At 44.4% G+C, this 12067-nt stretch carries 12 protein-coding genes and 2 rRNA genes (1 of these 14 only partly in view); 4 read left to right on the top strand and 10 right to left on the bottom strand.

Annotated elements, in window-relative coordinates:
* Positions 1-99 precede the first annotated feature (99 nt).
* The 4 genes from KQP93_RS00265 (at position 100) to KQP93_RS00250 (ending at position 2861) form a co-directional block, all read left to right on the top strand.
* Complete coding sequence (locus tag KQP93_RS00265) at positions 100-426, top strand: hypothetical protein (protein ID WP_058585360.1); 327 nt, start codon at positions 100-102, stop codon at positions 424-426.
* 8 nt (positions 427-434) lie between these two features.
* Complete coding sequence (locus KQP93_RS00260; RefSeq protein ID WP_217875423.1) at positions 435-1811, top strand: class II fumarate hydratase; 1377 nt, start codon at positions 435-437, stop codon at positions 1809-1811.
* Between the two features lie 149 nt (positions 1812-1960).
* Positions 1961-2446 carry a hypothetical protein gene (locus KQP93_RS00255; protein ID WP_217875422.1) on the top strand — a complete coding sequence of 162 codons (486 nt, stop codon included), beginning with the start codon at positions 1961-1963 and terminating at the stop codon, positions 2444-2446.
* A 13-nt stretch (positions 2447-2459) separates the two neighbouring features.
* A complete protein-coding gene (locus KQP93_RS00250; RefSeq protein ID WP_217875421.1) occupies positions 2460-2861 on the top strand; it encodes a hypothetical protein in 402 nt (133 codons plus the stop codon).
* On the opposite strand, the gene KQP93_RS00245 is transcribed toward KQP93_RS00250, so the two are convergent.
* The 10 genes from KQP93_RS00245 to KQP93_RS00200 form a co-directional block, all read right to left on the bottom strand.
* On the bottom strand, positions 2854-3039 hold the full coding sequence (locus KQP93_RS00245) for a hypothetical protein (protein ID WP_054554683.1): 186 nt from the start codon (positions 3037-3039) through the stop codon (positions 2854-2856). The two genes, KQP93_RS00250 and KQP93_RS00245, sit on opposite strands and share 8 nt — an antisense overlap.
* A 65-nt stretch (positions 3040-3104) precedes the next feature.
* The gene (locus KQP93_RS00240) at positions 3105-3422 is read right to left on the bottom strand and encodes a hypothetical protein (protein WP_217875420.1); all 318 of its coding nucleotides are present in this window, start codon (positions 3420-3422) and stop codon (positions 3105-3107) included.
* On the bottom strand, positions 3419-4057 hold the full coding sequence (locus tag KQP93_RS00235; RefSeq protein ID WP_217875419.1) for a hypothetical protein: 639 nt from the start codon (positions 4055-4057) through the stop codon (positions 3419-3421). Before KQP93_RS00235 ends, KQP93_RS00240 begins: the two co-directional genes overlap by 4 nt.
* A gap of 71 nt (positions 4058-4128) precedes the next feature.
* Complete coding sequence (locus tag KQP93_RS00230; protein ID WP_130050095.1) at positions 4129-4821, bottom strand: PspA/IM30 family protein; 693 nt, start codon at positions 4819-4821, stop codon at positions 4129-4131.
* Between the two features lie 24 nt (positions 4822-4845).
* Positions 4846-5259 carry a YjfI family protein gene (locus KQP93_RS00225; RefSeq protein ID WP_054563728.1) on the bottom strand — a complete coding sequence of 138 codons (414 nt, stop codon included), beginning with the start codon at positions 5257-5259 and terminating at the stop codon, positions 4846-4848.
* 79 nt (positions 5260-5338) lie between these two features.
* On the bottom strand, positions 5339-6991 hold the full coding sequence (locus tag KQP93_RS00220; RefSeq protein ID WP_371319681.1) for a polyamine aminopropyltransferase: 1653 nt from the start codon (positions 6989-6991) through the stop codon (positions 5339-5341).
* A 73-nt stretch (positions 6992-7064) separates the two neighbouring features.
* Positions 7065-7964, bottom strand: a complete 900-nt coding sequence (locus KQP93_RS00215) for a DUF350 domain-containing protein (RefSeq protein ID WP_054563730.1) — start codon at positions 7962-7964, stop codon at positions 7065-7067.
* A gap of 30 nt (positions 7965-7994) precedes the next feature.
* On the bottom strand, positions 7995-8927 hold the full coding sequence (locus KQP93_RS00210) for a CHAD domain-containing protein (RefSeq protein ID WP_217875418.1): 933 nt from the start codon (positions 8925-8927) through the stop codon (positions 7995-7997).
* 512 nt (positions 8928-9439) lie between these two features.
* Positions 9440-9554, bottom strand: a 5S ribosomal RNA gene (rrf, locus tag KQP93_RS00205).
* Between the two features lie 124 nt (positions 9555-9678).
* Positions 9679-12067: ribosomal RNA gene (locus tag KQP93_RS00200) — 23S ribosomal RNA — on the bottom strand (it continues 494 nt past the right edge of the window).

Raw genomic sequence — 12067 nt, 5'->3', positions numbered from 1 at the left:
TGCACTAAAACCGATTAACTGTAATGATAACAATTATCATTACAGTTAATCGGTTTTTCTATGCACTCTCACAATGCTATGCTCCATTATCAGCGGCAAATGAAATGTGTTTGCCAAAGACCAGGGCTACATGCCCCTGCACTTGTTGCTAACTATGTTGAAGCGGGTTTAAATATTGCACGCTATTACGAAAAGCATCACAACTTTATTTTGCAAGAGCTGTATCTAAGACGCACCTTTCATGAACTACTTGAAAAGATGTGTGATTCATTAGTGCATAATGCAATTCGTAAACAATGTTTGGCTCAGCTTTATAAACCGCAACTTGCGCTAAAGCGTTACTACAAAACTCATAACTGTATTGAAAAGTATTTCAGTTTGGAGCGAGAAGCGTGCCTTCTCAGCCAAGAATTTAACCCGATTTAGGAGTGTTTATGAGCCAATTTAGAACCGAATCAGATAGCATGGGTGAGCTACAAGTCCCTGCGAATGCCTTGTATCAAGCTCAAACGCAACGCGCTATCAACAATTTTCAAATTAGTGGCTTAGCCATGCCTAAGCAATTTATCACCGCCCTCGCCTACATTAAGCAAGCTGCCGCACAAAGTAATGCTGCTTTAGGCCATTTGAGCCAAGGCAAAGCCAAAGCCATTGAGCAAGCATGCCAAGAGATCATCGACGGTAAACATTTTTCAGAGTTTCCGGTTGATGTATTTCAGACAGGCTCTGGCACTAGCTCAAATATGAACGCCAATGAAGTCATTGCAACGCTGGCGAGCCAACTTGCTGGCGAAACCATTCACCCCAACGATGATGTGAACATGGGACAAAGCTCAAATGATGTGATCCCCACTGCGATTGCTGTAAGTAGCGCTATTAACATCATTTATGAGCTGTTTCCTAAACTCGATAAACTCAGTCAAAGCCTACAAAACAAACAAGCCGAAGTGGGCCATATTGTGAAAACCGGTCGCACTCATTTAATGGATGCAATGCCTGTGAGTTTTGCACAAACACTGGCTGCATGGCAGTTACAAGTGGATCATGCAATGGCAGGGATTCGCCAAGCACTCGAGCGAGTTTGTGAACTTGCACAAGGTGGCACAGCAGTTGGTACCGGTATTAATGCCGATCCAGCGTTTGCTGGTGAGTTTTGCCAACACTTGAGTGAGAATGTAGGTATTCGCTTTAGCCCAAGCAAAAACTTCTTTTATAACATCGGGTCACAAGATGCCATTGTTGCGCTTTCTGGTCAGCTAAAGGTACTTGCCGTAGCACAAATGAAAATAGCCAATGACTTACGCTGGATGAACTCAGGCCCACTTGCAGGTCTTGGTGAAATTGAACTTGAAGCTCTACAGCCAGGTTCATCAATTATGCCGGGTAAAGTAAACCCTGTGATCCCTGAAGCGGCAGCAATGGTCAGCGCACAAGTAATTGGCAATGACGCGACCATTACAGTGGCTGGTCAAGCGGGTAACTTTGAGCTCAATGTTATGCTACCTGTGATTGCCTTAAACATTTTGCAAAGTATCGAACTGTTGGCAAATAGCAGTGAAGCACTGGCAGATAAAGCGATTGCCAGCTTTAAAGTAAATCAAAGCAATGTTGATAAAGCGCTCGCTAAAAACCCAATTCTGGTTACTGCACTTAACCCAGTGATCGGCTATAGCAAAGCCGCAAAAATTGCCAAATTAGCTTATCAAGAAGGTCGCCCTATTATTGATGTTGCTGCTGAGCATACTGATATTTCGCGCGAAGAACTGAGCGAGTTACTGAACCCAGCCAAACTAACCGAAGGTGGTTTGTAATACCTATTTATTGCAGATAGGTGTAAAACTTTTATCTTATTGTAGCTCTGTGAATACAGAGCTACTTACTGAAAGCTAACGTTTTTATTGCTCCACTTTGAGCAATGTGTATGATAGTGAGTACTTATTCAACGATTTTTAGGTATGTTATGCGCTATCCACTATTGGCAATTTTATTTCCTGTGTTATTAACTGCGTGCTCGGACGCTGCAACTAATGAGCAAGCCGAATCAACGGCAACAAGCAATAAACTTGTCGAGGCACCAAAAGCCGTTGAAATAAAAAACTCTGAGGAAGTGACCAAAGCAGCCCCAGATAAAGCCACTATTAGCTCTGCCCATGAGCAACTTAAACAATTAATCGATGATCCAAGCTGTGACAACAGCAGCCAATGTAAAGTATTGCCTGTTGGTAGTCGTGCCTGTGGCGGCCCAAGTAGTTTCATTGTTTATTCAACCAAAACAGCGGACACTGCTGAGGTTGAAAAACTTGCAAAAGATATCACCGCCCTTGAAAAGCAATTTAACGCAGCAAACGACATGATGAGTATTTGTCAGCATCTAACCGCACCAGGTGCGCAGTGTTCTGAGAATACTTGTGTTAGAATCGAAGGCTCAGCGGCAAGTGTATACTAAGGAATAAGCAATAATGGTTCGTTCATCGATTTTCAAGAAACTTTTCATCACCACAACTGTATTAGCAAGTATTGCTTTAAGCGGTTGCGAAACAACAACGTCGGGTAGTTCTGCGCGCGTTGATTTAGGTGATTTAAACGATCAGCTGAACGATATCGTTAGCAATAATAGCTGTACTGCGAGCTTTCAATGTAAAGTGTTAGAAGTTGGTGAGCGAGCATGTGGTGGCCCAAGTCGCTATGTGGTCTATTCAACGTTAAACAACACACAAGAGCAAGCTGAGCAACTTGCAGAGCGAATTACAGCGGCTGAGAAGTCATCTGATCAAGCATTAACTGTTAACGATTGCTCACCAGTTCTGCCGGTACAATCGCTGTGTATTTCACAGCAGTGCCAAGCAATCGAGATTAAGTAAACAATGCAATAAGGCCGGAGACTATCACCACGCTGATGATACAAATCCCGGCCTTATATATGTACTTAACCTGCATTGTATTATGCACCCAGTAAGCATAAATGTAGCGAACAAAGTAACTTGCTGCAGTACCAAATAATGCAAAAATAACTAAATACGCAAGTAAAATAATATCCACAGTCATGCCACTTCTTTAAAACATCTAGTCTCAGTGTAAGGGCTTAAAGAAGTAAAGGCAAAACCTTAGCTTTTTTTACTGTGTTCAATGAGTAATTCAGCCACGCGCTGCTTCACAGCACGCTTATCATCAGCAGTAACACCAAACCGCTCAGCCAATAAGGCAATCTCTTCATCATTTAAGTTAAACGATAAACGCTGTCTGGTTTTTTTTGACTTAACGTCGAGCTCCAAAATCTTACGGATCATATCTGATGGCGTAAGCTCTTGGTCAATGGCTTGCTTCTTAATTGATTTTTGCACTTCAGAGCTTAAATCAAACGCCATTTGCGTGGCTCTAACGGCTTGCTCCTGACGCTGCCATTTGGCTTTTGCATCACTCACTTGGCATCCCCAGGAAATAAGTCAACAATATCGCTAATTGGTCTGGTTAACGTCAGTGATACTTCTGTTTCACCGCCTTCCCAAATCTCAATATTTAAACTATGCGATTCATCATCAGAGCTTAAACAGATCATTTCACACGGTTCACCGCCTTCATCTTCATAACGAGGTAAAGGCTTATTGCGGTAGTCCTTATTATGGAAGTAACACACATAAGGTGCTTCTGATTGTTTGTAACTCGATGCTAGGAAGTGACTAAAACGCTCCGGACTATTTTGCACGTTAATTGCCGTTAATTCGTCTTCATCAAAAATACGTGCGAACTCATCAAGGGTAAAAATCTCATCAACATCATCACGTTGAATTTTGATCGCAAAGTTTGCCCACTGTTCACCGTCATCTGACTCAATTTGCAAAAACACCACTTGGCCCGATTCGCTTTCGAGTACCAACTCATACTCTGCACTACGTTGGTACTGATACGTTTGCACATCAGTAACTCGCAGTGTCTGTCCTTTTAACCAGCTTGGGTAGGCGAACGAATCAATCACAGTTAGCATATCACCAACAAGTAATTGGCTTGGATCAGTAAGCTGACGCTCTGGGGCTTTTTTAGATTTGAAAAAGTTAAACATTGGCTGACTCCTTGTTGAAGCAAAAAAGGTAACCCAGTGAGTGGGTTACCTTTTGTCTTTGTGTTAACTGATTAGCTATTTTGTTTTGCTTTAATACGCGCCAAAATATCCGCGCTTTTCGGGTTGGTATCACCAATACCCGCTTCAGCCATTTTTGCTTTTAAATCGTCGCCGTTAGTATCAGCTTCTAGTTGCTTAGCCGCACCTAACTGGTCTTGGCGGTCTTGCTGGCGTTGTTTAATACGCTCTAGAGACTCACGTGCTGATGTCATTGATGAGCTATTAGTATTCAGCGTGCTGTTTACAGCCATTGTTGCTTGCTGAACACTTTCTGTCGTTTTAACCATTGTTAATTGACGTTGGTTTTCTTTAATCGACTTTTCAGCTTCTTTAACTTGCTGCTTTAGTTGCACAATGTGGTTACTAAAACCAGCTAAAACTTCTTCGTGCTCTGCTTTCTCAGCTTCAAAATCACCGATTTTTTCTGCGATTTCTAATGCAAGAGCTTCATTGCCTTTTTCAAGTGCTTGGCCTGCATACGCTTCATGTTCTGCAATTGATGCATCTAGTGCGCTAATTTTACGCTTCGTTTGCATCTCTTTTGCCATTACTTCGGTAAGGCTTTTCTTAGCGCGTTGTAAGGCATTTTGTGCATCAGCAATTTCTTGTTCAAAGATACGGATACCGTTTGCATCAACAACTGCTTGTCCTGCTTCACGAGCGCCACCACGTACAGCTGTAAATAGTTTCTTTAAAATACTCATAATCTTAACTCCAGAAATTGCTAATTAATCGTTTAAATAAATGGTCACGGCTTCAAGTGCATCAATCGCATTGTCAGCCAGTGTTACCAACTCATGGGTAATATCATCAAACGATGAATTAACCGATAGCGCGCCAAAAATAGCGTATTTATCATCAATTTTTGCAAATGCGCTTAATGGAATTGGCACATTTAAACGTAGTAACGTTTCGTTTAACTCATTACGCATATCTGCTTGTACTTCGTTTTCAGCAAACAGGTAGCTAATACACAGTAATTGCTCTTCTGTTTGAGTAACAAAGATAGGTAACTCATCATTCCCATCGACGATAACTTGTAACACATCTTGTTCACCTTCGTTGGCAATCAAGAAAGACTCAAAGCTCACACCTTCTGTTTCAAAAGAAGCCAGTTTGATTGATAGTTCATTTAATTCCATGTCTCACCTTTTTACGTTTTGACATATTATGTCTGAGTTAAGATTTGCATAGCCGACATATTATGTCAACTATAAAATATCAATTTTTGTACAATTCGGTTTCAACTTGCCACGCTTGGCGGTAATAATCATATAAGGTTCCAGAACCTAATCTATTGACTTCAATCGTGTTTACTTGTTCAAAAAAATGATTCGGAAACACAAAAGAAGCCAGTAAATATTCTTTACTTACCCAACGAGATGGCACCGGTAATTCGTTCGTTTCGCGAATTCGCTGACTTGCTGATTTACCAGCGGTGGTTGCGATAGTCCAACCCCATTGACCGAACGAAGGAATATTTTGTTGGTATTGCTCAACATAACCAAAGCCAGCAGCTTTCATTGTTTTAGCAATACTTAAAAATGCTTTCTTCGCATGATAAGGCGATGTTGATTGCACGGCCACAGCCCCATCAGGTGCCAACAACTGACGCACATGATTATAAAAATAATCACTGTACATCTTATTAAGATCTGGGTGATTAGGGTCTGGTAGGTCAATTAAAATGGTGTCAAAGCGCTCGCCTTTGGCAAGCATTGCTTCGACTTCTAAAAAGGCATCTGCAATACGAATATCAGCGCGAGGATCGCTCATAGAGTGCTTATTTAGCGCTGTTAAACGTGTTCTGATTTTCTCTGGCGCATCATAGTCGCCGACATCATTACCAAATAAGTTTAACAGCTGACCATCTAAGTCAACCAAGGTGACATGCTCTACTGGCCACTTCAAAACATCACGAAGTGCAAGCCCATCACCACCCCCGATGATCAACACGCGGTCATGACGATTTGAAGCCAACATAGCAGGATAGACAAGCATAGAATGATAAATTTGCTCATCCACACTTGAAAATTGTAAACGGCCATTGAGGTAAAGATCGGTAATTGCATTGGGCTGATTGCGGCTCAAACGCTCAGTTAAAACTAGGTGCTGATACTTAGTTGCTTGCGAGTAGATAACTTTATCTTTGTATAAAACATTGCTTAGATTTTTCATCCAACTGGTGCCAAGCACGAGCACAAATGCAAAAAACACCAACAACAGCACATGGCAAACTAACAGTAGCTTAGCGAAGCGAACATGTTGATGATAGCGCCATAAAAACACGAGACCAGCAATAATATTAAACAACGCCGTCCAAGCTGCTGCTTGCATAATTGGCATTGCGAGCATAATGCTCACCCAAATCGCAGCACCGACACCGGCACCGATATAATCCGCCCCGTAAATAGTTCCCGCATTATTTTCTAAAAAGCGGCCATAGACTTGCTGGCGAATACGCGCAATTAGCGGGATCTCCATACCAATTAATAGCCCAAGTAATAGACCAAACACATAGGGTAAAAAACGAGACCACTCTTGTAGCTTTTCAAATACATAGCCGTTAAGTACGGTATCTGCAGGCAAGTTGAAAATTTCAGAGAAGATATGCGGTAATGAATAACTCACAGCGATAACACTCGCTATCGCTAAAATACAGCCCATGCCGACCAAAGCAATAATACTCTCTAGCCACGCGAAAGCAGTAAACGCATCTTTAAACCATCGCGCTAAAAAGGCACCGATACCCATAGCCACAATCATGGTACCAATCATGGCATAAATGGCACTCTCGACTGAGCCTAAGACACGACCGGCATAATGAGATAGCAAGTATTCATAAATAAGGCCGCACCCAGCGAGTACGGCCATAACTGTTATTAATAGAAAGTCATGCCCAAGTAGATTGGCTCTACTTGGGGCGCTTGTTGTAGTAGACACTTAATTAGGCACCTAACAAGGTTGCCATAGTCGAACCAATCGCAAATGAGATTGCTGCAGAGATAGCAGCTACACCCACGTTCTTCTGGCGGTTCACTTCATCTGAAATATCACAACCAGATAGGATGATTTTGATAGTCACTAAGTGTAGTAAAATGAAGGCGACTAAACTCACTGCAGCACTTAATGCCCAGTAACCTAAACTAGCTACAATGTTGTCAGCCGCATAAGGAGCAATACCTGATGCAGCCGTTAATGCCAATGCACTACCCACTAAAAAGCCAGCATAACGAATACCTACTGCTAAGTTACCGTCAATAACCGCTTGCTGTAAGCAATCACCACTGCGATTAGTACGCTTGAATAACTGCACTCGATATTGACTGATCAGAAGCATCGCAATACTGCCAATGGCAAAAGCTGCGATCACAATTGGAATACCATGCCAGCCTTCCGTTGCCACCCAAAATAAAGCTGAGCGAATAACAATAGCCACACTCACCACATGGCCAAAATCAATCAATGCAGCAGTCGCATTACCTTTTACAATTTCGTCATGCAGGCTTACTTTACGAAGCGCTACCTTGTCTTGGAAGAAGTGACCTAGCTTGATAAGCACAATCGCCATCACACCATAACCTAGCATTTGTAATGCTTCTTGTTGTAAAGTCGGTGCAAATGCGCCGCTGCTCACGCCACTTAAAACAATAGCAAGTGCCACAAGCCCAGCCGCAAAACTAATACCAAAAGCAAAATTGTCACGCTCAGTTATTTCATCATTAGCGTGTAAATTAGATACCCAGCCTTTGATAAATTTTAGGCTGACAAATAAAGCGATAATGATTGCAAAGTCGATTGCTAAAGCTTGCAACGACCAAGTTGTTATTCCATTAAATTCATACATGTGTTGTAACTCCGGTGGTTATTCTTTTCACTACTTACCGCGGCTAATGCCACGTGATGTTCTGCTCGAGCTGTTACGTAATGACCCAGAGCTTCTACTGTAACTACTGCTAGAAGCATAGCTACTACGTGTGCGTGGCGGCGTATAGCTGCTACGGCTTAATCCAGATGCGCCACTACGCTTCTTGGCATACGGACTAGTGAATTGTTTACCTTGGCGTTGATAAGACTGACGTGTACGTGTCTCTACCGTTTGTTGTGCTTTAATCTGTTTTGGGCTCGAATAACGATAACGGCCATAGTCATTGTAATAGCTGTACTTTCTGTGACGGCTCCAGCGACCATACTCAACTCGGTCGAATACATCACCCAACATGCGATACATACCGTACCAAACCCAAAAGCTGGTACCGCTACTATTCGTTTGCCATTGTCCATAGTTAGGGTTACCAACTAATTGGTTGCCAACACTTTCACCTTCAGCGGCCTCACTAATTGCGCCAACACGCGCCAGTGACCCCTGCGACATATCAGCAAGCATATTGATAGGATCAGTAAGCGCATCTTGAAATAGCGATGGCTTGGCAGCATCACGAATGAGATCAAGTTGATGAAGAGTATCTTCATAAGGGGGTATTAGATAAGTAGACTTCACATCTGCTAAGCGTTGTGTAAGACCTGAATAAATAGCCCCTTCACGAGTGGCATCAAGACTAATTACACGGGCAAGCTCAGAAAGTTGCGGTTGCTGCTCAGCAAGCACCTTGCCGTATTGTTTAAGTATCGTCGCATTACGCAAAGAGCCATTATCAAGCGCTTTACCAAGTTGATTCAATTCAACTTCAGCTTTTTCTATGGATTGTTGTATTGTTTGTTTCAGCTGCTCTTCTTTCGACTCACAGCCCATAAGCAAGCTTACCAAACAAAACAGGCTAATAAGTTTCCAAGCTTTTATTTGAGACATTCATGTCACCTGATTGTGGTTTAAAAACGCAAATAGTTTTACATAGCTCAGGTACTAAACCAAGACTAAAATTGCAACAAAGGGTAAATTGGGTCACGAATTGCTAGTTAGCGAGAGTAAAGTTAGAAAGAGTAAAGTTAGAGGGTCTGGCGAAGGTTGGGTAGAGCGAAGCGAAACCCAACACAGAGCTATCAGCTTTCAGCCGTCAGCGATCAGCCGCACGATGTGGGTGTTTGGTACTGCGTCTTCCTCTGGCTCTAGGCTCTAGGCTCTAGGCTCTAGGCTCTAGGCTCTAGGCAAAGTGTACTTGTAGGAATGGCTTTAGCCATGAATATGTTTGTTATGGTCTGAATTCGGCACTGAAGTGCCTCCTACGGGGGGTGTTGCTGAGGGAGTCTCTGAACATGGCACCCCCACAGTTAAGCTGACGTCTGAAAGCTGACAGCTGACAGCTGACAGCTCAAGACGCAAAAAAGCCCGACTCTTTCGAATCGGGCTTTCTCTTATTTGGAGCCTGGCGATGACCTACTTTCACATGGCAAATGCCACACTATCATCGGCGCTGTTTCGTTTCACTACTGAGTTCGGCATGGGGTCAGGTGGGTCCAAAACGCTATTGTCACCAAGCAAATTTGGTTCGTTAATCGCCTTGGCAATTAACTAAAATCTGGAATTCTGATATCAAGTAAATGTCTACTTTAGTAACTTAACTTCTGTCTGTTACGCTGTCATAAAACGCGTTTGGCGTTGTATGGTTAAGCCTCACGGGTAATTAGTACAGGTTAGCTTAATGGCTCGCACCACTTCCACATCCTGCCTATCAACGTTGTAGTCTTCAACGGCCCTTCAGAGACTTTAAAAGTCTAGTGAGAACTCATCTCGAGGCCTGCTTCGCGCTTAGATGCTTTCAGCGCTTATCAGTTCCGAACGTAGCTACCGGGCAATGCCATTGGCATGACAACCCGAACACCAGCGGTTCGTTCACTCCGGTCCTCTCGTACTAGGAGCAACCCCTCTCAATTCTCAAACGCCCACGGCAGATAGGGACCGAACTGTCTCACGACGTTCTAAACCCAGCTCGCGTACCACTTTAAATGGCGAACAGCCATACCCTTGGGACCGACTTCAGCCCCAGGATGTGATGAGCCGACATCGAGGTGCCAAACACCGCCGTCGATATGAACTCTTGGGCGGTATCAGCCTGTTATCCCCGGAGTACCTTTTATCCGTTGAGCGATGGCCCTTCCATTCAGAACCACCGGATCACTATGACCTACTTTCGTACCTGCTCGACGTGTCTGTCTCGCAGTTAAGCTGGCTTCTACCATTACACTAACCGTACGATGTCCGACCGTACTTAGCCAACCTTCGTGCTCCTCCGTTACTCTTTGGGAGGAGACCGCCCCAGTCAAACTACCCACCAGGCACTGTCCGTAACCCCGATTAGGGGCCAACGTTAGAACATCAAAACTACAAGGGTGGTATTTCAAGGACGGCTCCACAAAAACTAGCGTTTCTGCTTCAAAGCCTCCCACCTATCCTACACATGTAGGTTCAATGTTCAGTGCCAAGCTGTAGTAAAGGTTCACGGGGTCTTTCCGTCTAGCCGCGGGTACACAGCATCTTCACTGCGATTTCAATTTCACTGAGTCTCGGGTGGAGACAGCGTGGCCATGGTTACACCATTCGTGCAGGTCGGAACTTACCCGACAAGGAATTTCGCTACCTTAGGACCGTTATAGTTACGGCCGCCGTTTACCGGGGCTTCGATCAAGAGCTTCGTCCGAAAACTAACCCCATCAATTAACCTTCCGGCACCGGGCAGGTGTCACACCGTATACGTCATCTTGCGATTTTGCACAGTGCTGTGTTTTTAATAAACAGTCCCAGCCACCTGGTCACTGCGGCTCCCGTCCGCTTAGAGAGCAAGTCTCATCACAGATAGGAGCGTACCTTCTCCCGAAGTTACGGTACGATTTTGCCTAGTTCCTTCACCCGAGTTCTCTCAAGCGCCTTAGTATTCTCTACCTGACCACCTGTGTCGGTTTGGGGTACGATTCGGTATAATCTGAAGCTTAGAGGCTTTTCCTGGAAGTATGGCATCAACAACTTCACACCCTTAGGTGCTCGTCTCGTGTCTCAGTCTTAAGAGTCCGGATTTTCCTAAACTCTCAACCTACTCACTTTCACATGGACAACCAACGCCATGCTTGTTTAGCCTGCTCCGTCCCCCCATCGCAATTATACCAAGTACGGGAATATTAACCCGTTTCCCATCGACTACGCCTTTCGGCCTCGCCTTAGGGGTCGACTTACCCTACCCTGATTAACATGGGATAGGAACCCTTGGTCTTCCGGCGTGCGGGTTTTTCACCCGCATTATCGTTACTCATGTCAGCATTCGCACTTCTGATACCTCCAGCATACCTCCCGGTACACCTTCAACGGCTTACAGAACGCTCCCCTACCACTCAAACAAAGTTTGAATCCGCAGCTTCGGTGCATAGTTTAGCCCCGTTACATCTTCCGCGCAGACCGACTCGACCAGTGAGCTATTACGCTTTCTTTAAAGGATGGCTGCTTCTAAGCCAACCTCCTGGCTGTCTGGGCCTTTCCACATCGTTTCCCACTTAACTATGACTTTGGGACCTTAGCTGGCGGTCTGGGTTGTTTCCCTCTTCACGACGGACGTTAGCACCCGCCGTGTGTCTCCCGGATAGTACTTTACGGTATTCGGAGTTTGCAAAGGGTTGGTAAGTCGGGATGACCCCCTAGCCTTAACAGTGCTCTACCCCCGTAAGTATTCGTCCGAGGCTCTACCTAAATAGATTTCGGGGAGAACCAGCTATCTCCCGGTTTGATTAGCCTTTCACTCCTAGCCACAGGTCATCCCCTAACTTTTCAACGTTAGTGGGTTCGGTCCTCCAGTTGATGTTACTCAACCTTCAACCTGCCCATGGCTAGATCACCGGGTTTCGGGTCTATACCTTGCAACTATACGCCCAGTTAAGACTCGGTTTCCCTACGGCTACCCTAATCGGTTAACCTCGCTACAAAATATAAGTCGCTGACCCATTATACAAAAGGTACGCAGTCACCCTCGAGGGGCTCCTACTGCTTGTACGTACACGGTTTCAGGT

This window comes from Pseudoalteromonas shioyasakiensis (assembly GCF_019134595.1).
Taxonomy (GTDB): domain Bacteria; phylum Pseudomonadota; class Gammaproteobacteria; order Enterobacterales; family Alteromonadaceae; genus Pseudoalteromonas; species Pseudoalteromonas shioyasakiensis_A.
The sequence above is the reverse complement of the archived record's forward strand: the minus strand, read 5'-3'. Positions and strand labels throughout refer to the sequence as shown.